Annotated in this window: 19 protein-coding genes; 8 read left to right on the forward strand and 11 right to left on the reverse strand. The window is 54.6% G+C overall.

Annotated features, from left to right (window positions below):
* Positions 1-88 precede the first annotated feature (88 nt).
* Positions 89-1042, reverse strand: a complete 954-nt coding sequence (locus BFP95_RS26840) for a PDR/VanB family oxidoreductase (protein WP_015372132.1) — start codon at positions 1040-1042, stop codon at positions 89-91.
* Between the two features lie 66 nt (positions 1043-1108).
* On the reverse strand, positions 1109-2629 hold the full coding sequence (locus BFP95_RS26845; protein ID WP_065873526.1) for an aldehyde dehydrogenase family protein: 1521 nt from the start codon (positions 2627-2629) through the stop codon (positions 1109-1111).
* Between the two features lie 385 nt (positions 2630-3014).
* Here BFP95_RS26845 and BFP95_RS26850 point away from each other — a divergent pair, with 385 nt between their 5' ends.
* Positions 3015-3647: a TetR/AcrR family transcriptional regulator gene (locus tag BFP95_RS26850; RefSeq protein WP_015372130.1), complete on the forward strand. Its 633-nt coding sequence runs from the start codon at positions 3015-3017 to the stop codon at positions 3645-3647.
* Here BFP95_RS26850 and BFP95_RS26855 read toward each other — a convergent pair.
* The 4 genes from BFP95_RS26855 to BFP95_RS26870 all read right to left on the reverse strand — a co-directional run bounded on the left by BFP95_RS26855 (position 3631) and on the right by BFP95_RS26870 (position 7876).
* Entirely contained in the window at positions 3631-4629 is a 999-nt protein-coding gene (locus BFP95_RS26855) for a LysR family transcriptional regulator (RefSeq protein ID WP_236708818.1), read from the reverse strand. The genes BFP95_RS26850 and BFP95_RS26855 overlap by 17 nt on opposite strands.
* Before the next feature lie 237 nt (positions 4630-4866).
* Positions 4867-6171 carry an NAD(P)/FAD-dependent oxidoreductase gene (locus tag BFP95_RS26860; RefSeq protein WP_065910944.1) on the reverse strand — a complete coding sequence of 435 codons (1305 nt, stop codon included), beginning with the start codon at positions 6169-6171 and terminating at the stop codon, positions 4867-4869.
* A 71-nt stretch (positions 6172-6242) separates the two neighbouring features.
* Positions 6243-6683, reverse strand: a complete 441-nt coding sequence (locus tag BFP95_RS26865) for a Rid family hydrolase (protein WP_003232737.1) — start codon at positions 6681-6683, stop codon at positions 6243-6245.
* 53 nt (positions 6684-6736) lie between these two features.
* Positions 6737-7876: a tyramine oxidase subunit B gene (locus BFP95_RS26870; RefSeq protein ID WP_003173918.1), complete on the reverse strand. Its 1140-nt coding sequence runs from the start codon at positions 7874-7876 to the stop codon at positions 6737-6739.
* A gap of 483 nt (positions 7877-8359) precedes the next feature.
* On the opposite strand from BFP95_RS26870, the gene BFP95_RS26875 reads away from it, so the two are divergent.
* The 6 genes from BFP95_RS26875 to BFP95_RS26900 all read left to right on the forward strand — a co-directional run bounded on the left by BFP95_RS26875 (position 8360) and on the right by BFP95_RS26900 (position 15746).
* Positions 8360-8866: a nuclear transport factor 2 family protein gene (locus BFP95_RS26875; RefSeq protein WP_065910945.1), complete on the forward strand. Its 507-nt coding sequence runs from the start codon at positions 8360-8362 to the stop codon at positions 8864-8866.
* A complete protein-coding gene (locus tag BFP95_RS26880) occupies positions 8863-9963 on the forward strand; it encodes an amidase (RefSeq protein WP_065910946.1) in 1101 nt (366 codons plus the stop codon). Before BFP95_RS26875 ends, BFP95_RS26880 begins: the two co-directional genes overlap by 4 nt.
* A gap of 603 nt (positions 9964-10566) precedes the next feature.
* Positions 10567-11991 carry an APC family permease gene (locus BFP95_RS26885; protein ID WP_065910947.1) on the forward strand — a complete coding sequence of 475 codons (1425 nt, stop codon included), beginning with the start codon at positions 10567-10569 and terminating at the stop codon, positions 11989-11991.
* Positions 11992-12156: 165 nt separating this feature from the next.
* Positions 12157-13440 carry an aromatic ring-hydroxylating oxygenase subunit alpha gene (locus BFP95_RS26890; protein ID WP_065910948.1) on the forward strand — a complete coding sequence of 428 codons (1284 nt, stop codon included), beginning with the start codon at positions 12157-12159 and terminating at the stop codon, positions 13438-13440.
* Positions 13441-13917: an aromatic-ring-hydroxylating dioxygenase subunit beta gene (locus tag BFP95_RS26895; RefSeq protein ID WP_065910949.1), complete on the forward strand. Its 477-nt coding sequence runs from the start codon at positions 13441-13443 to the stop codon at positions 13915-13917. It abuts the gene before it with no gap.
* Between the two features lie 503 nt (positions 13918-14420).
* Positions 14421-15746: a hypothetical protein gene (locus BFP95_RS26900; protein WP_065910950.1), complete on the forward strand. Its 1326-nt coding sequence runs from the start codon at positions 14421-14423 to the stop codon at positions 15744-15746.
* 352 nt (positions 15747-16098) lie between these two features.
* On the opposite strand, the gene BFP95_RS30490 is transcribed toward BFP95_RS26900, so the two are convergent.
* From BFP95_RS30490 to BFP95_RS26920, 4 genes are all read right to left on the reverse strand, one after another.
* On the reverse strand, positions 16099-16518 hold the full coding sequence (locus tag BFP95_RS30490) for a hypothetical protein (RefSeq protein ID WP_065910951.1): 420 nt from the start codon (positions 16516-16518) through the stop codon (positions 16099-16101).
* A 102-nt stretch (positions 16519-16620) separates the two neighbouring features.
* Positions 16621-17184 (reverse strand): cytochrome b, encoded by a 564-nt coding sequence (locus BFP95_RS26910; RefSeq protein WP_065873520.1) that lies wholly within the window; start codon positions 17182-17184, stop codon positions 16621-16623.
* A gap of 78 nt (positions 17185-17262) precedes the next feature.
* Entirely contained in the window at positions 17263-18717 is a 1455-nt protein-coding gene (locus BFP95_RS26915; RefSeq protein WP_056858410.1) for an aldehyde dehydrogenase family protein, read from the reverse strand.
* Positions 18718-18743: 26 nt separating this feature from the next.
* Positions 18744-20120, reverse strand: coding sequence for an aspartate aminotransferase family protein (locus BFP95_RS26920; RefSeq protein WP_056858411.1), 1377 nt, complete (start codon positions 20118-20120; stop codon positions 18744-18746).
* A 212-nt stretch (positions 20121-20332) separates the two neighbouring features.
* Here BFP95_RS26920 and BFP95_RS26925 point away from each other — a divergent pair, with 212 nt between their 5' ends.
* Positions 20333-21349: a helix-turn-helix domain-containing protein gene (locus BFP95_RS26925; RefSeq protein ID WP_056858412.1), complete on the forward strand. Its 1017-nt coding sequence runs from the start codon at positions 20333-20335 to the stop codon at positions 21347-21349.
* On the opposite strand, the gene BFP95_RS30495 is transcribed toward BFP95_RS26925, so the two are convergent.
* Positions 21297-22052 carry a methyl-accepting chemotaxis protein gene (locus BFP95_RS30495; protein WP_371905584.1) on the reverse strand — a complete coding sequence of 252 codons (756 nt, stop codon included), beginning with the start codon at positions 22050-22052 and terminating at the stop codon, positions 21297-21299. The genes BFP95_RS26925 and BFP95_RS30495 overlap by 53 nt on opposite strands.
* Positions 22053-22064: the final 12 nt, after the last annotated feature.

Consider the following 22064-nt stretch of genomic DNA (forward strand, 5'->3'; position numbering starts at 1 on the left):
ATGACAATCCCTGCGCCATAGCCTGTGTGTCATTACATTGCTGAGGACGGCCAAGGCAAATGACGCCGGCGATGCACCGCTTTTGACGTTATATGTCCAGCACCAATCGTGGAGATTTTGATCGTGAACAGCATACCAATATCGTATCGTTCGCCGCTTTTTCATCAGCAGTGAGATACACATCGCGATGGTCTGGTTCACCCTCTAAAACATCACAGAGGCATGTGCCACAAACACCCTGCTCGCAGGATATTTCGATATCAATACCTACTTCAGCCAGTGCTTGATAAATGGTCTGCCCGGTCATGACATTGACGGTTTTACCGCTGCGCGCCGCCACAACCTCAAAACCAGACCCATTGGTATCAATGTCGGCCTGAAAGTATTCGCGGTGAATGTGTGCATCAGGGTAGCCGAGTTCGAGAGCATTATTGATAACCCACTTCATAAAACCTCCCGGTCCACATGTATAGATGTGAGCCGTGTCCTGGCTGCCTCCTAATACGCGTTTGAGGTCCAGTTGGCTTTCAGGTTCATCGTCGAAGTGCAGCTGGACAGCTTGGGAAAATCCGGATAGCTCCAACTCTTCAAGAAACGCACTTCGGCTACGTGAGCGTGCGCAATAATGCATTTCAAACGCCTTGCCCCTGGCTTCAAGCGCATAGGCCATGGCCAGCATCGGTGTGATGCCAATACCCCCTCCGAGCAGGATTGAACGTTCGGCATTCAAGTCCAGCGGGAAATGGTTACGAGGCAGGCTTATGTTTACCTTTACGCCTTCAAGTAATTCCTGATGGACTGCAATGGACCCGCCCCTGGATTGAGGATCTCTCAATACCCCAAGGCGATAAATGCCTGCGTCAGCGGGATCGCCGCACAACGAATATTGGCGGATCACATTTGAGGGTAGGTGCACATCAATATGGGCACCGGCCTCAAAGGTCGGTAAATTGCCGCGGTCTGCCCGCGCCAGCTCGATGACGACCACATCATCACCTTGCAGCACTCGTTTAAGCACGACTACGTTTAGGAGTTCATTCATCGGGTAATACCTGTACGCACGCGGGAAGACAATTCATATTGATGGTTTAAAAAAGGTCGCCAATCTTCATTCAGCCTGATCAAAAACACGCATAACACCGGCCTTGAGTGACGTATGGGCGAGTAAGCCTTCTTCACCCAATTCATGACCTGCGCCTGAATCCTTCATGCCGCCGAAGGGGAGACTGAGATCCAGCACATTGTGGTTATTGATCCAGATAGTGCCTGCTTTCACGCCGCCGAAGAAGCTCGTGATCCGATCAACGTTTTTGGTCCAGATACTGGCCCCCAAACCAAATGAGGTCGCATTGGCGCGCTGGATAACCTCACGGTCGTCCTTGAAGGAAAAGGCTGTTAGCACCGGCCCAAAAATCTCCTTTTGGGATGTGATGCTGTTGTTTGTAAGGTCGGTCAAAATGGTAGGCTGAATATAAGCGCCAGGGCTGTTGATCGTTTCGCCCCCACACAGTAATTCTGCACCGGACTCAAGGCCCTGGTGGATCATGCTCATCACCTTGTCGCGGTGGGCGTGATGAACGAGTGGACCCATCTGCGAACTTAAATCCAGACCCGGGCCAATTTTGATGGTCCGTGCGATTTCAGCGACTCCAGCAGTGACTTCGGCGTAGTGGCGTTCGTGGACGTACAGCCGAGAACCTGCGCAGCAGTTTTGACCATGATTGCCGAAAATAGCCCAGGCAGCGCCGGGAATAGCGATGTTCAGATCGGCATCTTCGGCGATGACGACCGGTGACTTACCGCCGAGTTCAAGCGTGTATTTTTTCATCAGGGGCGCTGCTATTGCGGCGATTCGTTTCCCTGTCTCAGTCGAGCCTGTAAAACTTATCTTGTCCACGCCAGGGTGCTCAACAAGCGCCGCACCTACTTCATGACCTAGGCCGGTAATGACATTGACAACTCCAGGTGGAATGCCAGCTTCATTACACAGCTCCGCCAGGCGCAAAGTAGTGAACGGGGTTTGCTCAGCGGGCTTGAGAACAACAGTGCACCCTGTTGCAAGAACAGGTGCCAATTTCCAGACCGCTTGGCAAAGCGGAACGTTCCACGGGGTAATTGCTGCGACGACACCCAGTGGCGATCGTTTTGTGAAACCAAAGAATTTTTGATCCGGCAGGTAAGGAACGGACAGATCCAGGGTTTTTCCAGAGATTTTGGTGGACCACCCGGCCATATAACGCAGCGTATAAACCGACAGGTCCGCATCGAATGCGCGAGTGTTTCGAATAAGGCGGCCACTGCTGAGCGTCTCGAGTTCAGAAAGCTCCTGAGCATTTTCCGCAATCAAATCAGCGAGCCGCAGCATCAAAGCTTCACGTTGATAGGGTCTCATTCTGGACCAGGCGCTGTCTTCAAATGCCTTGCGTGCAGCGGCCACTGCCAGGTCGACGTCAAATTGGTCTGCCTGTGCGATTTGACCTAATTCAAGACCGTTACTAGGATCGGCGATAGAAAAGTATTTTTCTGAATGCGGGTCCCTGAACTCACCATTAATGAAGATTTGGGTACGTTTGCCGATCCTGGATTTAGCCCCAGAGGTGAGGTGTTCGTAGTTATTTGCCAATGTCATGATCGAATGCCCATTGTTATTGTTTCAGGGGCCGCTATCGTACTAGCGGAATATAAAGGAAATTAATATCCCGCACCGTCACGAGTTGGACAATGACAGCAGAGGTACCTATTGTTGCCCTTGCTGCAACAAAGGCGAATCATCCAGGTGGTGCGTCCAATGTATCACTTGCGTGTAGGGCGGATTGGTTTTTGCTGATCGTGCCCTAGGTCGTGGACCATGACTGCACTAAGCTGAGACGATGACGATATCGGGTAAAACAGTAGTTCATCTGACCGGGCAGGTATATCTGGCCTGTATGGAATACAAGCAAGTATGGTCTTTAAGGCGAATTAAGAGTGTTGTATAATTTCTGCAAAATTTTTAGGTAAAAAGGAAATTCTCAATGAGGGTTGCTAAAAACAATCAAAAGACTGAAGAGAAACGTACGGCTATTTTGGTCGAGGCAAGGATGGTATTTCTCGACTCGGGAAATGCTGGATTCAGTATGAGAAGCGTGGCTAAAAAAGTCGATATGTCGCTGAGTCATCTTCAATATTTTTTTCCGACCAAAGATCAACTATTTTTGGAGATGGTCAGGTATACCGTAAATGACTATCTGAAAAATTATAAACTCATCATGATGGAGTCCTATAATAGTCCCGAACAACAGATGTGTGCTGTGTTGGATTATTTGTTTAGCGATCTCATGCGACTGGATGTTACAGCTATCTTCGTCGAGCTCTGGGGGATGGCACTCCGGGATGTAGAGGCGCGCCTTTTTCAGCGTAAACTGTACAGAGTCAATAGGCGAAAATTTTCGACAATCCTTACCAGGGTTTACCCTGATGCATCGCGTGAGACCATCAAGCGGGTCGCAACCCAGGTGCTGTTACACATCGATGGCATTATGGTGCTTTACATGGTGGATTGGCCGGATGCGCAGAATTATGAGCGAATAGTTCAAGACGCTAAATCCATCATATGGAGAATCATGGAAAACATCGCTCAGAAAAAAGAGGCTAGTCAACTGCCGTAGCTATGGCATTTTTCCGAACCAAGAAAATCTTATTGGGATTTCTGCTGGTGCAGTCACGAATGCGCCGAATCTGTGCGTTTATCGCCATTGCCAAGTAATGCACCAAATCACGCGAAAGAGGGGACAGCTTCCTGGATTGGCGCGAAATAATTTGTACTTGTGTTACATTCAATGCGTGATAATCGATAGGAATAGCTTTTAATGTGCCGTTGCATAACTCATCAATGACGGGAAAGTCACTGAGTATTGTCGAGGCTATGCCATTGCGCGTGAGGTCCAACATTATCTTCAGTGAGTTTGAAGTAATGTAAGGCTGGAAGTGAGCGCTGCTTTCACTTTGCAACTGATCAATAATTCCTCTGATCCGGTACTCAGGCGGGGGTAGAACAATATCTTCGTCAGCCAGGTCTTGAAGACTGAGTATCGATCTGCCCGCCAGCGAATGGTCGGGGTGGACAATAGCTCTCATGGGTTGATCGAAAGAATGGAGCCTATTGATGTTGGTGGTCTTGGTAGGGGAAAACACCAATCCTATGTCTGCTTCGTCTTCAGCGACCATTCGCTCAACTTCGTGAGAGGGCGCAATCAACAGCTCAGTGTGCGATTGTCGGTTAGCTTTGAAAAATTGATAAAGCTCACCTATGGCCTGAGTACTAAGTAGTCCTTCGCCCACCGCAATGCTGGTTCTATTTAAATATCCTTCTTTGAGTTGGCCGAGTTTTTTCAAAAGTTGATTGTGATGACCCATACGCTCAACATAATAATCAACTGCAGCCTGACCTGCGGCGGTCAGGCAGATCCTGTGAGTACCTTCTTGTATGAGCTGAATACCTAGATCGGACTCCAGTTTCGCAATCTGGCGACTGATGGAGGAGACGGCGAGCTCCAGCTCTTCGGCCGCCGCGCGCATGGTTCCCAGTCTGGAGCTCAAATACAGATACTTGAAGCGTTGATCTTGAAGCTCAGTTTGGGAATTCATCATGGGTGCCTCGCACGGTTCGCATCATCAAGTTTTTTATTATGTTGATGAATCTATGCTAGTGAATGCCGGGAAGCAATACTGTGGGCTAGTTTTTTTGGTCAGTGACCTACAATATTTTTATAGCTTTTTGATCTAAGAAGGTTTTTCTGTCTGCGCCGAAATTTGCGGTTCTAGGTTGGATAGTTAGCTTTCTATAGAACTCTTGATTGCTGAGGTACCCCTGATTTTCTGGCTTGATCAGCTGTGCTGGCGCTTGAGGTGATACGGTGCGGGATTAACTATGGGGGTGTCGCCAGTGACGAGATCAGCGACCAGTTGTCCGGCTGCTGGAGAGGTGCCAAAACCATGCCCTGAGAATCCGGAAGCAAGCGTCAAACCCGGAATTTTATCTACGGGGGATATCACTGGGAGGCCGTCCGGCGTTACATCGATCATGCCAGCCCATTCGAGTTCTATGGTGGCTTTTTTAAAAGCGGGCCAAGCTTCAGTGAGATTGCGTAATGCAGCCCGATTCAGTCCGTGATTGACGTTTGGGTCTATTGTCCGTCTCTGCTCGAAAGCAGAGGTACCTTGGTCAGAACTGCGTCGCGACAGGGCCAGTTCTGTCATGAACTCTCGTCCCAGGGAAAGATTCATGTTTTTCCATTGAGAACGCAGTGTGGAAAAGTAGTGATGCCCGATCAGCAAGCTGTCAGGTACGATCGGCACCATGAAAGCTCCCCGGTTCGTAATGATGTATCCGCCGTCCTGGTGTTTGCGAAAAGAGATATCTGGAGTGCCTACTGCGACTTCAGTCATTCCCTCTATCGTCAGAGGAGCCGTTCGAAGGACTGAGGCGACTACCGGTAACGTCAAGAGGGGAACACCGCAGGTAGCGAGAAAGCGTCTCGACCACATGCCGCCGGAAAGGATTACGTTATCGCAACGCACTTCCCCCCGCTCGGTTACAACACCGCTTACTCTGCCTGCCGACATGGATAGCGTTCGCACCGCGCAGTTCTCCACGATGATAACGCCTTTAGCGATAGCCGCCCGTGCGATGGCACTGCTGGCAAGAGTAGGTTCTGCTCGGCCATCAGAGGCTGTATAAATTCCGCCTGCCCAATCGACGGTGCACCCTGGAGAAATATCAGCGATTTCTCTCGCCGTGACCAGGCGTGAGTCGAGCGAGGCATCAGCGACTGAGTTCAACCATTCTTGATGTGAAGCCATTTCCCCGGCTGAGCTGGCGGTATACAAAATACCGGTCTGTCTGTAGCCAACATCGGCATTGAGCCGTTGTGCCATGGTGCTCCATAGTTTTTCTGCGGCGATTGAAAGAGGGAGGTCCAGTTTGGCCCGCCCCATTTTCCTGATCCACCCCAGATTTCGCGAGGATTGTTCGCCAGCAATTCGGCCCTTTTCAAGTACTGTGACGGGGATGCCACGTTCTGCCAGCGACAATGCCGCAGTGAGTCCGATAATGCCCCCTCCGATCACCACCACTGTCGTGGCGGCAGGAAGAACGACAGAAGTCTGAACGGGAGAGAGAGAGGGGGCCAAGTTTCTTGTCCTTGATACTGTATACGTTATCGAAAGTGCACTGAATCGCTACGCCCTGAGGCTGCTAAGTGTCACGTATTGTTATGAGTAATCGTGATTTCTTTGACATTGGCCTTTGAGACCCCGCGATAGGCGGTGACTTCAATTTCAACTTTGTATATCTCAGATCCCAGAGGAGGGCTGGTCAGCGTCAGCGTTGGATTAATACCGCGCATTTTTTCTGCGTATGTAGCCATTACGATATCTATGTCCTTCGCAAACGGTATGAATACGCGCGCGGCAACGATATCGCCAAGCGAAGCGTCAACGGCCGAAAGGGCATGTTCTATATTGGCCAAGACTTGAAGGGTCTGCTCAGCCGGGTCTTCGGGCATTTCCTTTGTGGCGGGATTGCGGCCGGCGGTATTGGATACGAAAATCAGATCGCCGACGGCGATGAGGCGCGAATAGCTACCCAGCTCCTCAAACTTGGATCCGGTTTTAACTTTAATAACGTCGATAACTTCTTTCATGTGGAGTGTCCGATATTCAATGAAAACTCAGAAGGCGCGGTGGCCGTGCGGGATCAACTTAGCGTTGGGGTTTCCCAGAGATTAAGTTTGACGCCTATGCCTTTTTCGCAGGCGTTGCGATAAATCACGGTGCCCCACGCAACGTCTTCTACCGGCATACCGCCGACCGACATGATGATGATTTCATCGTCGTTTTTGCGTCCAGGTGCTTCACCGACAACAATCTTGCCCAGATCCTCGAGCTGGTCAGGTGACATTTTTCCTTCGTCTATCAGATCCAGGAATTGGATGCCCACTACTGGCACGATGTTGTGCACTGGCTTGGGATTTTCTTCATGCCATGCCTGGTAGAGAGAAGGATTGTCCAGAACCTTGCGGATGTCGGGTGACTGCATGCCTTCATCGATACTCGTCAAGGCGGGCATGGACAGAAACGTACCAGGGCTTACCCATTCACGCTTCACCACAGGGTAGGCAGAGGCATCACCAATTGCTCCGGAATTGCAGAATGTGACGATGTCACAGTCGCGTACCACAGCTTCGTTGGTGTCAACCACATGAATGTTGACAATCTGCGGAAAAGTCTCACGAACCCACGATGTAAACGCATCGATATTTTTTTGGCCGCGTCCCTTGACTTTAACTGTGTCAATCTCAGGACATTCGGCAACGAATGCCGAAAGTGAGGTCTTCGCCATCACACCTGGACCCAGGATGCCAACCACCTTCGAATTCTTTTTGGCCAGATGGCGGGCGCCTACGCCAGGCACGGCGCCTGTTCGATAAGCAGAAAGAAGATTCGCTGACATGATTGCCAGAGGAGCGCCCGTATCGGCATCGTTGAGTACGAACAGAAGGATGGAGCGGGGGAGGCCCTTCTCTCTATTCGCGATGTTGGATCCGTACCATTTCATCCCGGCTGTTCGAAATTGACCGCCAAGGTACGCAGGCATCGCCATGAAGCGTCGATCGGGGGTAGGTTTGGGCATGTCCGGAAAAGGTGAGTCTTCGGGAAATACCACCACAGATCCGTGGGAATTGTTATTGGGACCTGCCATCCGGTAGTCGCCGTGGTACATCAGGGAAAACATTTCTTCCATCGTGTCAACGCAGGCTGCCATATTGGTGACGCCCGCCTGAATCATGTCCGGTTCGGAGAGGTAAATGAAATCAATATTTGGTAAGTTGTGCATAGTCGTTGATGCTCATTTTGAAATACTGCTCTTGCCGCTGATACGAACCTTTCTCAGCGGGGACGTGATCTGACCGGTTGCGCTCTAACCTTCAACGCCGTTGTCATTCTGAATCGAACGGTCCAAATGGCAGGGCCTTCGAATAATCGGGTGAGCCATGACGGTTATGCGCTTTTTTCGGCGCTTAACTGCTCCAAATCAGCCTTGGAGCATTCGGCATGAGTTCTGGCGCTCAAGCTAAACTAGGTAACAGACCACGCTTATCCTACAGTTCGTTTTTTTGAACTCGATGACATTCGAGGCGACACTTGTTGTGGTAATGACAACGCTTGCGCTAGCAGGGTATAGCGGCTATTCCGGTCAAGCACCGATCAACATCATTGCCTAAAAAGCAACATGATCCCTGGTTGCTGTGATTGTGGCCCGATTTCTATGTCAGTAATTTCCTTGTCTTGTTTTTGCAGATTCGACAGGAGCCTTTTCATGATTTCCCCCATTTCTGACATTTCCCTGCTGGAAGAGCGTATTCGGGTACTTGAGGCCGAATCTGCGGTTCGCCATTTACTGAATCGGTATATGTTTTTGTGCGACGTTCCCGGGCCTGAAACACGTGAAAGCGAGCTGGGCCAATTGTTCTGCCAGAACGCAGTTTGGCAGGGGGTCGGATCTCGGTATGCCCTTAAGTTTGGTCGTGTAGGCGGACGCAAAGCGATAGTGGCGATGCTCATGAGTTACCTGCCACCGGCTCCACACTTTCTGTCAAATATGCACTTTCTTTCCGGTGAGCAGATATCTGTCGATGGTTTTCAAGCCAAAGGCCGATGGGTAATGCAGCAACTCAGTCGCTACGAGTCTGGCCAATCAGGATCAGTTGTCGCCGCCCTCAGCGTGGAATTTCTCTGGGAGGCAGACGCCTGGCGCATCTCCTCTTTTTCAACTGAACGCGTTGATGCCTTTCGTCTCGAGAATGTCCAGGGGGCGTCACTGTGATCCCGCTGGTCATTGAAGGTTGCATCGGGGGGCCAGGTCGGACGGTCGCCATCAAGGATTCTTTGGATGTGGCAGGTTGGCCAACACGGTGTGGGAGTCGTGCTTTCGAACACGCCCCGCCAGCCCAAAACCATGCAACTGTTGTGAAGGCGCTTCTCGACGATGGTTGGCAAATCATTGGCAAGACTGTGCTGCATGAGCTGGCTTTCGGTGTGACCGGTATCAACGAGTGGGCTGGAACGCCAATTAATCCACAGGCACCGGGTCGGATACCTGGTGGCTCTTCCAGTGGCTCAGCGGTCATCGTTGCTCAGGGAAATGTTGATGTGGCATTGGGTACTGATACAGGAGGTTCTGTGCGCATGCCGGCTGCCTGCTGTGGGGTCTTGGGTCTCAAGCCATCGTTCGGTCGTTTGAGTCGTCACGGTGTGTATCCGGCTTCCAGTTCTCTTGATGTTGTAGGACCCATGGCTCGTGATCTCGAGACGCTCGTGGCTGCGATGACTTCAATGGACTCAACTTTCTCGGCGCATAAGCCTCTCGGGAAATTCCGGGTAGGTTTAGTCAATGTCTCTTGCGATCCTGCGATTGAGCAAGCCATAAGGGACGAGATGAACCGTCGCGGCTGGGCCTGGGAAGTCGTCACGCTGCCGCTTCTTGATCAGGCATTCGAGGCTGCATTGACCGTCATTAATGCTGAAACGTGGGCTGCTTATGGTCATTACACCGGCCAGGCTTTACTGGGTGCCGATATTGAGGCGAGGTTACTGCGTGCGGCCAACACTGATGCCGTAGCCGTACAAGCTGCGCATGCGGTGCGCATGGCATTCAGCGAACAAGTAGACCATTTGCTGGAACGCTTCGATACACTCGTCCTTCCGAGTTTGCCTCGTCTGCCACCGCTATTGGTTGATGTATGCAAGGGTGAATCGGTGATCGATCTGACGCGCTTCCTCAGGCCGTTCAACTTGAGCGGGCACCCGGCATTGAGTGTGCCAATTCCCTATCCGGGTTCCTCCATTAAAACCAGCCTGCAACTCATCGGGGCAAAGGGTGACGACGCACGTCTGTGTGCCATTGCTGGCGCGTTCCTTTGAATAAATCAGCGTTCGTCATCGAGCGCAGCAAGCACGCGGGTCAGGCGGTGCAATCAGCAGGCGGTGCAAGCAAAAAGTGACTCAGTTCCTTCTCGGGCGACCAAGGACCTGATCAGGGATGTCACTCAAAAGGTTGCAGCGTTGCAATCTGTACAACGAATGTCGCTTACGGTGTCATCGTTTTCGCGACGAAGTACTGCAAGGATACCGGTAGGCCGTATACCCCTATGAAGCCGGCTACGTGTGATGCGCAATCTACATCGCGCCGACAATTAGAAGGATACGCTTGAACCAGATTCAATCCGCTTGCCAAGGCCAGGAATATACACTGCACATTGATGCCTCGTTGAATAGGCGTCATGAATCGTGTCATCGAAGACAAGTGATTGGTTTGAGTTTCTGAGTACACGCCTTTTGGCAAGATAAGAGTTTGATGAACTCGGCAACGAGTGAAGGGCGATATAAAGAATGGCCAGGCTGCGGTTTTCAGGGGCAGCGGGCAGGTATCGCTTGCGCTTGAGGAGCGCTCGCGTTGGTCCGCAAGGACGCTGCTGCATCGATTTATTTCCGTTATTCATAAAATAATTAGAGTGGAGAATTGGGATGACAGAGCTATCCGAGCCCCTATCTGCAGATGTGCCTGCAGGCGGCCAGCAATTAGAAGGTAATCTAAGTGCTTATAAAATCGCGTTATTGGTGATTGCAGCCGCAGGACCGTTAGGGGCCGTTCTTACAGCAGCCCCCATTGCTTTTGAGCACGGTAATGGCGCTGGCCTTGCCGGAGCATTCCTGCTGGCAGGAATTCTGATGATTTTTTTCTCGATAGGGTATGGCGAGTTAATCCGGGCGATCCCGGGGGCCGGCGCATTTTACAAGTACCTCACGGTGATCTTTGGACGGGGCGTAGGCACGGGGGCGGCATGGGTCGCCTTAGCCTCTTATCTGGCGATTACCACGGCGATTGCCGTGGCGTCCGGGTATTACACGAATATGACCATGCAAGGGTTTGGTATTGATATCGGTTGGGCAGCATGGACCGTCTTATACGTGGGGGCGATCTGTTACCTGGGTCGGGCGAATATTGATTTTGCCGCAAAGATCCTCGTGCCTTTGGTGCTTGCAGAGTTCTTTGTGCTTTTTCTACTGGGTATTTCAATATTCTTGGATAAAGGTCTTAACGCCTTCCCGGTTCAAGCCATCTCGGTAGACGCAATAATGCTGCCGGGGCTGGGGGTTGGGCTCATGGTGGCGCTGGCATCATTCCTCGGTGTTGAGTCCGCCGCGCTTTATGCGATGGAAGCCAGGAAGCCAGCAAAAACCATTCCGCATGCCACTCGTTTGGCGGTCGTTTTGGTAGGCGTCGCCTATTTGATCATTATCTGGCTGATCATCGGTGAGGTTGGGTTTGACTCCATCAAGGACGAGGCAGCAATAGCGAAGGGTGGGTTGGTCATTAATTTGTTCACGACTCGTTTGGGTAGCACGATGGCGACAATTGTTTCTCTCATGCTGTGCACCAGCAACTTTTGCTGTTTGTTGTCACTGCATAATGCTGCGACGCGGTATGTTCAAGTTTTGGCCAAAGACAGGCACTTGCCGAATGTTCTTTCACATGTTCATGAAACGAAAAAATCTCCAGCCAATGCAAGTCTGCTTGTGACCGTGCTCGTTGCACTGACCATTATCGTCTCTTCCTCCCTGGGCTATGACGCTTTTGTATTTTTGTTTCCCGTAACGGTGGCATTGTCGACGCTTGGATTGATAGGGCTTCAGACATTTGTCACATTGGGGGTCGTTGTTCACTTCAAAAAAGCCAACGATAAACGGTATTTTAAAACGTTACTCAGCCCACTCATCGCACTGGCTGGGCTTAGTACTGCCGTTTATCTCATCTACGACAATTACGGCATGCTGACGGGCAGTGAATCTGCCTGGGTCAATGGCACTCCATTACTTCTAGTTGTCTTGTTTCTCTACGGGATAATCAAGGGACGCTTCAGGAAATCCGACTCGTCCGGAATCAAATGATATAGGCCATGCCTACACCACCGTTAAGCTTGATCCAGGTGGGCTGACGCTTGTTGTCTTTAAAACAATAAACCTCTCGCGGTCGGCGGTTGATGAGCTGTGGGTGCGGGCTTAAGGTTATTTCAAAATAACTCTCGTGACATTGCGATAGAAAGGTAACTAATTGTGAGCGATTTAATTAACGTTGTCGGGCTTGATATGGAACCCGCAAGCTTGATCAAGCACGACCGCGTGCACACCTCGTTGTACACCGACGCCAAGCTGTTTGACATGGAACTGGAAAAGATTTTCTACAGTACTTGGGTCTGGGTCGCGCACGTCAGCGAGATCCCGGAGGCGGGCAGCTACAAAAGCACCTACATCGGTAAGCAGCCGGTGATCGTGGTGCGCGACCGCAAGAAACAGGTCCATGTGCACCTCAACCGCTGCCGCCATCGCGGCGCTACGGTATGCGAACACAAGAAGGGCAAGACCAACAGCTTTGTCTGCCCATATCACGGCTGGAGTTACGCGCTGGATGGTTCACTGCGTGGTGTGCCGAGCCCTGAAAGCTACGGTGATTGCCTGGATAAGGGCGAGCTGCCTCTGGTCAGCCTGCGTGTTGAAGAATATGCGGGCATGCTGTTTGCCACTCTCAAGGATGACATCGAACCACTGGCCGACTTCCTCGGGCCTGCCAAGAAATGGATCGACCTGTTCATGAAACAGGGCGCCGGTTACCCGATCAAGGTCCCAGGCGAGCACCGTTTCCGCTTTCCGGGCAACTGGAAAATCCAGTTGGAAAATACCACAGACGCTTACCACTTCCCGCTGGTGCACAAGTCATTCCTGGCATCGGTTGATGAGCAAACCCTCAAACTGTTCGACTTCGTTGAAGGGCCGGGTTACGTCGAAGACCTTGGTAACGGGCACAGCGTAATGGTGATGATCCCCGACCTGGTGGATCTTGAAGCCGATCTCGACAAACCGATTCCGGAGCGCTTCGAGGAGCTTGCTGCGCAATTGCGCGAAGACGGTATCGAAGAGCAGCAAGTGCGCCGTATTGTTCGTGCTGTCGGTGGCTCGGGTTTCAATCTTAACCTGTTCCCCAACGTTGCCTGTTCCATGGCGTTTTTCCGCGCGCTGCAACCGATATCGGTGACAGAGACAGAAATTCATCACTCGGTAATCACCATGGACGGCGGCCCTGCTATAGCCAACCGCTACCGCCTGCGTTTGCATGAGCACTTCCAGGGTCCGATGGGCTTTGGTACTCCGGACGATTCCGAAGCCTGGGAGCGTGTGCAGAAAGGCGCCAGTGCTGGCGAAGACCTGTGGATCATGTTGAACCGTGGCCTGCCGGGTGAGATACCGACCGAAGACGGGCTGGTCAGCGACGTAAGCGCCGAGACCGGCATGCGCGCTGCTTACCAGCAGTGGAAAAAGATGATGACGGCAGAGACTAAGTAAATGAACCTGCAATTACTGAACCAAGTCACCGCTTTTATCTGGGCTGAAGGCGACATGCTCGACCATGGCGAATTCGACACCTGGTTGAGCCTGTGGAACGAAAAGGGTACTTACATTATCCCGATCAATCCCAAGGAAGAAGACTTCGAAAACACCCTCAACTACGCCTATGACGATCATCACATGCGTCAGTTACGAATCAAGCGTCTGACCGGAGGTGATTCGATTTCCACCAGCCCGCAGCCGCGTACCGTGCGCACCCTGTCACGTTTTCGTGTGCTGTTCGAAAGCGATGAAAAAGTGAGGGTCCGTTGCGCGCAAAACGTGCGCGAGTTCCGTAAGGACTCGCTCAAACATTACAGCGCGGACATCGTCTACGAGCTTGAGCGCGTTAGTGACACTTTCAAAATTCAGCGTAAGTTGATTCGTTTGATCAACGCTGACGACGCACTCGCCGGGATAGGTTATATACTTTAAGTTAACAGTTCGGGTGCCGGAGACGAGGAGTGCCCGCACTGTTTCTGCCGGCTATAAGAGCGGTGCCTTCTGACACTCGCCAAGCGTTTTGATCGGAAGGCAATTTGTCGGGGTTGAACAGGGTCTACTGAGGGTGTCGGTTATAGATTTAAATATCAGTCTCTGTAGAAGCGGGTGTTTTCTGTTGGGTCAGCATACTTAAATCTTTAGCCCTTCTTATACGTGGCACAGGCTCTACAGAAAAAGCACGTCAGACTCGATTGTTGTAAAGATAATAATGCTCATGTTAGGCCTGCTAGAGAGGTATTCAAGCAAGCTATCGCGAGGAGGTGAAGATTTAAAAAAACGCAACAGATGTTTAAAACTTAAACTACGCAACTATTAATCGGTAGCTCCCATTGACTACCCCAACGACTGCAGAATCCTGGCGGCATTTAAATGCAGGTGAGGAATAGCCCATTTAATGTATCGCTTAACCCAATAAAAAAAATGGAAATGCAACCATGCGTCGATATTCCCTGCTTCACTTTTGTACCCTCGCTGCACTGTTCAATGCAACAACTCCCGCGGGCGCTTATGAGCTTTTTTCCCGAGATGACACCCATCTCAATGCTAACCTGGATGCGGTTTTTGGCGTTTTCCACAGTCGTGAAAGTTATCCAGCCTCTGGCCGGTTAACACAGGGGGCGTCCTCATGGCGAGAGGGCTACATCAAGTACGGCGTGAGCGGCGATCAGGGATTGCGAGGCGCAGGGACGGCCTATGGTGCCTTCTCACTGGTCAGTTCGGCCACTTGGGGGGACGGGGACGCTGCTGGCTACACTGATGGATCTGAGCGCACCACCAAGATTGAAGATGCTTATTTGGGATGGCGCTCGGGCAACCTAGTTGAAGTCCTTGGCAAAGACGGCATCGACTTTTCATTCGGTCGACAGAATATTGCAGTGGGCGACGGCTTCCTTATTCAGGGCGATGCCTTCAGTGCAGGTCGCGGCCTCGGCGACGGACAGTACAATCGTGGAGGTGCTTTCTACGTGGCTGCCCGCAAAGCGTTCGATAAGACAGCCGTGTTGCGCATTGGCGGTAAAGAGGGCTGGCGTGGCGATCTGATGTGGCTTAAATCCGATAACCCGTCTCAGGCCAATACCGAGATGTACGTCGGTACGCTGGAACACGTGGCTGCAGCCGGTACGGTTGGCCTGACGTACATCAACACCACGAAAATCGCTGAACAGTACGCTTCGCCCCTGCAGCTTGAGCGTGAAGGCATGAAGACCTACAGCGTGCGCGCAGTGGGGAATGCGGGCGTGGAAAACCTGTTTTTGTCGGGTGAATACGCCAGGCAAAACAAACCGAATGCGGCGAATGAGGACGCTTGGTATCTGGAAGCAGGGTGGACCTTTGCTGATGCTCCGTGGAAGCCGAGCGCCAGCTATCGCTACAGCCGCTTTTCAGAGGGTTATGACACCTTGTTTTATGGGACGGGTCGTGGCTACGGCACATGGTTCCAGGGTGAAGTGGCCAGTAACTATGCCGGCCCCTTTAACAATAACGCTCGTATCCAGAATGTTACGTTCAAGGTCAATCCTTTGGAAAGCCTGACCCTCGGAGCCATGTACTTTAATTACGACACCATCGATCGTAACGTGAGTAACACCGATGGTCATGAAATCGACTTGTATGCCGAGTGGCGCGTTAATCAGCACTTGACCGTTTTGCCATTGTTAGGCATCTACCAGCCAGAAAAGAGTACAGAGAAGGGGGGGACGCAGTTGGGTAACAACGATACAAATGTGTACACCCAGTTGGTGTTTGCTACGACATTTTGATACCTGGCAGGTGACTGATGTCACCTGTTTTTGTTCCTCGCCGTTTATATAAAGTTGTATCCCTGCACACGCCATAGCCCACCGTCGGATCGCCGAGTTTTGCCTGGCAAACGTTCTGTACTTCTTGCGAGATCTAGCTTGATCAAAGAAAAGCATGACGTAAATAACGCAGTCAGTACTAGAAACCGGCAGAGCGTTTCATCCGTGCGCCTGGAATAGTTTCCACTTTTGCTCCTTGGTGGAGGTGCCCTCGTTCCCGAGGGCACCCTTTTTAGACAGCCACTCTTTTTGAGCGGTTCTTGGCCGCTTTATTCTGGCGTTGCGTTTCCCAAGACTATTTCGTCTGGAGCACTCACGATTTTAGCCCAATCGACTTTCCTGACAGCGTCGCCGCGACATCGAGCATCATGCCCCAGAAGAAAAATCCCACGGTGCTGGAGTATATCAAGTGGCGCAGCGGGCATATCGTCGGTCTGCTGATGGGGAGGCGAGCATCAGCATCAAGGGAAGCAATTTCTCCCATACCTGCGACGGCGACCGGGAGGGCGCCCGTGGGTTCTGGTAGGTGGTGGAAGAAAGCCTGCGCTGCCTGAAACTCCTCTACCTGGTGTTGCGCAGCGCGGCGCCGAACATCGAGCTGGCACACTTGATATTGCAGGAAGCGGATCTGTCGTTTCGCGAGGCCTATCACATGGTACGTGTGGTGGTGCGCAGAGCCATGGACGCAGGCCTGCTGACGCACCAGATCGACGCCGGCTGTGCTAAAGCTCATTCATGTTCCAGAGCTGCTTTCGCAAGCACCAGACCCTTGGTGGGCTCCGTTTCAAGCGATATCTAACGAGGCGTTGGCATCCTGCGCCAACGCCTTCCTGGTTCATAGCATGCGACGCAGCACGTCTTTGCGCGGGTCCTTGTCGAAAAACCGGTGCTTGAGCGCACCCACCACATGCAGCACGATCAGCGCCAGCAGGGTGTAGGCGAGGACTTTGTGCAGCCATTGGAACACGGCGAACCAATCGTCATTCTTGGGCAGCAGCTCCGGCAAATTAACCCCGAAAAAGAACACGCCGTCGCTCATCGTGTAGGTGCTCGACATGGAGTACCCCATCAAGGGCACGATCACTACCAGCGCATACATTGCACGTTGCGTCAGTCTGGAAAGGATCCGCTCGTACGGTGCCAGTGTCTCCAGCGGTTGCGGAATGCTCGGTGCCCGCCAGCGCAGGGTGATCTGGGTCAGCACCAGCAGAAACGTCAGTAACCCGAAGGATTTGTGCCAGGGGTAATACAGCTCGTATTTGCTCGGCACTTCATCGTTCAGGCCGGTCATGTGCCACCCTGCCCAGAGCAGGCCCAGGACCAGTACGGCACGTACCCAGTGCAATACGCGCAGGGCGGTTGGGTACCGATCTATTGTCGGTTGATCTAATGGGGTCATATAAGGCTCTCCACGGTTCTATGCACGTTTGAAGGGCCACCCTTGTCGAGGGTGGCGCGGTCAGTGCGGAAAGTACGCTCAGGCAGGCAGCAGCACGGTAATCACTTTTTCCTCGGTGTAGGCCAGCGCGCCGCTGAACCCGCCTTCACGGCCGATACCGCTGGTCTTGAGGCCGCCCCAGGGCAGGTTGGCGTCCAGCGGGCTCCAGCAGTTGATGCCCACGGCGCCGGCCTTCACCGCCGCCGCGACGCGGTGCGCGCGCGACAGGTCGGTCGTCCATACCGTGGCCGCCAGGCCGTAGCTGGAGTCGTTGGCCAGGGCGATCGCTTCCTCTTCGCTGTCGAAGGCGATCAGCGTGCCCACGGGGCCGAATATTTCGTCCTGGGCAATCGCCATGTCATTGCGCGCATGGGCGAAGATCGTCGGCCGCACAAACCAGCCCCGTTCAGGACTCGATACCCCGCCGGCGAGTAGCACGGCGCCCTCGTCGATGCCGAGCTGGATGTAGCGGTTGACGCGCTCGAACTGGGCTTTCTTGGCCACCGGGCCCATCTGGACGCCGGGCTGGCGCGGGTCGCCCACGTTCACCGCCTGAGCAGCCTCGGCCAGCGCCGCACCGAAACGCTCGGCGATGCTGCGCTGCACCAGAATGCGCGAACCGGCGGCGCAGACCTGGCCCTGGTTGGCGAACAGGCCGAGTGCACAGCCGCGCAAGGCGTCGTCGAAGGACGCGTCGTCGAACACGATCTGCGGGCTCTTGCCACCCAGCTCCAGGGCCACGCGCTTGAACAGCACGCCGGCGGTGCGCTGGATCTCGCGTCCGGCCTCGGGGCTGCCGGTGAAGCTGATCTTGGCGATGCGCGGGTGTTCGCACAGGGCCCGGCCTACTTCGTTGCCGTAGCCGGTGACCACGTTGATTACGCCGTCCGGGAAACCCGCCTCCTGCGCCAGCGCCGCCAGGTGCAGCGCCGATTGCGGGGTTTCTTCCGAAGGCTTGATGACCACCGTACAGCCTGCCGCCAGCAAGGCGGCGAGCTTCCACACCGTTATCATCAGCGGCGAATTCCAGGGCACGATGGCACCCACCACGCCCACCGGCTCGCGTACCGTGTACGACAGGGTCCGGGTGCCGAAGTAGCCGCCGCTGGGAATGGTCCGGCCTTCAAGCTGGTTGGCCCAGCCGGCCGCGGCGCGCAGATTGGCGATCGCGTTGGGCAGGTCCATCCGGCGTGGTTCGATGGGCGAGCGGCCGATGGCGTTGGCGTCCAGGTCGGCGAGTAATTCGCTGTCGCGCTCTACCAGGTCGGCCAGCTTCGACAGCAGCCGGCCACGCTGTGCGCCGTCGAGCTGGCTCCAGGCGCCGCCCTCGAGCTGGCTGTACGCGGCTGCCACGGCGCGGTCCACGTCCTCGGCCGTGCCGCGCGCGGAGCTGGCGTACACCTGTTCGGTCACCGGGTTTATCAGGTCGAGGCGACGGCCGTCGGAACTGTCGACGGCCAAGCCAGCGATGAAATGCTTCAAGTGCTCAGTCATTTTTTGTGTTCCATAAGAGGGCAGGATCAGGCCTTGAGGGACGCCAGGGCGTCGCCGAAGATATCCAGGGCCTTGAAGAACAGCTCGCGGGAAATGGTCAGCGAAGGCATCACGCGCATCACGTTGCTGTAGCGGCCACAGGGGATCATCAGGACGCCGTGGTTGAGCAGGTAGCCCATCAACTGACCGATCTTCTCGCCCGCCAGGGGCGCTTTGCTGACGGAGTCTTCGACCAGTTCGATACCGATCATCAGGCCGCGCCCGCGCACTTCCCCCACGAGCGGGCTGTTGAAGCCACGGATACGTTCCTGGGCTTCCAGCCCCAGCGCGTGGGCACGGTTGAGCAGGTCGAGATCGGGGTCCTGGAGGATGCTGATGTTGGTCAGCGCCACGGCCGCGGACAGCGAGTTGGCGGCGAAGGTATTGGGCATAGAGCCGTCGGGAATCTTCGCCGCCAGGTCCGAGCGCATAATCAGGCCGGCCATCGGCAGGTCGCTGCCGATGCCTTTGCCGAAGGTGAGCATGTCGGGCTTCACGCCGGAATGTTCGACCGCCCACATCTTGCCGGTGCGACCCGCGCCGGATTGCACTTCATCGACAATCAGCAAGGTGCCGCTGCGGTCGCAGGCCTGGCGCAACCGTTGCAGGAACTCCGGCGAGGGCGGCACGTAGCCGCCTTCGCCCTGTACCGGTTCCACGATCACGGCCGCCACGTCATCGGCGGCGGTGTACGGGGTATTGAGCAGATAGTCGATGTAGTCGCCGGCGATCTGTTCGGCGCTTTTGTGGGTGGTGTCGAAGGGAAAGCGGTAGGCGTAAGGGTAGGGCGCGTGAATCACGCCGCCCATCTGTGCGCCAAAGCCCTTGCGGTAGGCCGTGCCGGTTGTCAGCGAGCCCGAGGCGTTCCAGACACCGTGGTAGCCGCCATGGAAGGCGATGATCTGGTGCCGCCCGGTGATGCGCTTGGCGAACTTGATGGCGGCTTCCAATGCGTCGCTGCCGCTTTGCGTGAAGAAGGTAATGCAATCGCCACGCAGGCCGTCAGGGGCGATTTCGGACAGTTTGGCGGCCAGCTCGGTGCGGCGGGTGCTGTTGATTTCCAGGGCATGCATCAGCACTTCGGACTGTTCGCGAATGGCCTGCACCACTTTGGGGTGGCAACGGCCCACGCTGCTCACGCCGACCCCGGCGGACAGGTCGATGTAAGTGTTGCCGTCGGGATCCTTGAAGGTGGCGCCGAAGGCGCGGTCCATGGCGATCGGCATGCGCCCGCCGCCGCGTGCCATGGACTCGGTGCGCGCCGACAGTGCCAGGGCCTCGCACGTCTTGGGCCCGGGAAGCGCGCTGGAGGTGATTCGCGGTGCATCGGCAAAATGGAGGGCTGCAAGCTGGGCTTCACTCATGACGGATTCTCTGCAAGGGTGTTTTATGTGGGGTTGATCATCTCCGTAGCGGGCGCCAGGCAGGTAGCCCGAATCGGCACATGGGCGTGCTGGCGCAGGTCATTCGGCGTGCCCTTTAAATGGCGCTGGAATTTGCATAAATTGCTTTATGTGAGAATATAAAGAAATAAAAACGCCTTAAAAGAATAAATAATTAGTAGGTGTCGCTCATTATGAGAAATAATAGCACCGGTCATTTTAAGGACGTGCACGTTCATGCCGCCAACGTGCAGCAGTGGAACCAGGACTACAACCAGTTAACCGCCGGCTCGACCGAGAGTACGCTGATGCAGCTGACCACGGGCGGTTGCCACGTTTTCCTCGAACAGATCAACCAGCGTGTCGTGCAACACGGCGTCGCGCCGCGCGGCAAGATGTGCTTCGCGGTGCCGATCAACGTGCCGGGTTCGATGCGCATGCAGGGGCGTGAGGTGGACGACAGCAGCCTGTTCTTTCTGCACGGCGGCGAGGAGTTCATGTTCCATATGCCGATGGGCATGCAGCTGCTGTCGATTACCTTCGAGCGAGAATTGTTCGAGCAGGCACTGGCGCAAACGGCATCGGCGAAGGACGTCAGCCTGTTGCTGCGCCAGCCGGTTATCAGGGTGTCCAGCCAGCGTTTCTCCGAGGCCCGTCGGCGCTTGCTCGCGCTGTTCGCCCAGGCCATGGCCGATGGGACTCACGACAGCGTGCAGGAGCGGCAACATGAACAGGCGCTGGAACAGGCCATGCTCGATGAGCTGGTGCAACTGATGGCCGACCCGGCCTGCGACAAGCAGCAGCGCACGCCCAGTTCCACACGCAGTTTTATCGTCGAGAAATGCCACCGTATGGCGGCTGCCGGGCAGTTCGACGTGCCCAGTGTGTTCGAACTGTGCGAACGCCTACAGGTGAGCCGGCGCACCGTGCAGAACAGTTTTCGCGCCGTGGCCGAGACCACGCCCCTGAACTACCTGCGTTGCGTGCGGCTCAATGGCGTGCGCCGCAGCTTGATGTCCACCCAGACCGCGGGCCTCTCGATTGGCGACGCAGCGGCCCAATGGGGGTTTTACCACCTCAGCCATTTCGCGGCCGAGTACCATGCGCTGTTCGCCGAGTTGCCGTCCCAGACGTCACGCGCCACCCTGGCGCCGTGCGCTATACGCGGAACTGGTCCATCAGTGTCATCTGTTGATTGGCCCGTGCGTTGAGCTGACTGCTGATCTGCGCCGACTCGGCGGCCTGCTCGGTAAGGGTCTCGGTCACCCCGCGGATGGTCGAGACGTTTCGGTTGACCTCTTCGGCCACCGCGCTTTGTTCTTCCGCCGCGCTGGCGATCTGCATGTTCATGTCGCTGATTACCGTGACCGCCTCGCTGATTTTGCTCAGGGCCTGCACGGCCTGGTGGATCTGCCCGGCGTTGTCCTGGGCCAGTGTCTGGCTGGAATACATGGTGGCGACCACGCCGCGCGTACTGGTCTGGATGCGCTCGATCACCAGGCGGATTTCTTCTACTGAATCCTGGGTGCGCTTGGCCAGGTTGCGCACTTCATCGGCTACCACCGCAAACCCCCGGCCGCTTTCCCCGGCGCGCGCCGCTTCAATCGCCGCGTTGAGTGCCAACAGGTTGGTTTGCTCGGCAATGCTGCGGATCACTTCCAGCACCGAACCGATCTGCTCGCTGTTGACCGCCAGGGCCTCGACTTCATTCACCGCCTTACTGACCTCGCTGGCCAGGGCGGTGATGTCGCGGGTGCTGCGCTCGATAAGGCTGATGCCGTCCCTCGACGCCTGGTCGGCACCGTGTGCCGCCTGGGCCGCATTCGAGGCGCTGTGGGCGACTTCATGGGCGGTGGCGCTCATTTCGTTGGACGCGGTTGCCAACTGGTCGATCTCGCGAAATTGCACCTGCATGCCTTCACTGGT

The organism is Pseudomonas sp. 58 R 12 (genome assembly GCF_900005865.1).
Lineage (GTDB): Bacteria > Pseudomonadota > Gammaproteobacteria > Pseudomonadales > Pseudomonadaceae > Aquipseudomonas > Aquipseudomonas tritici.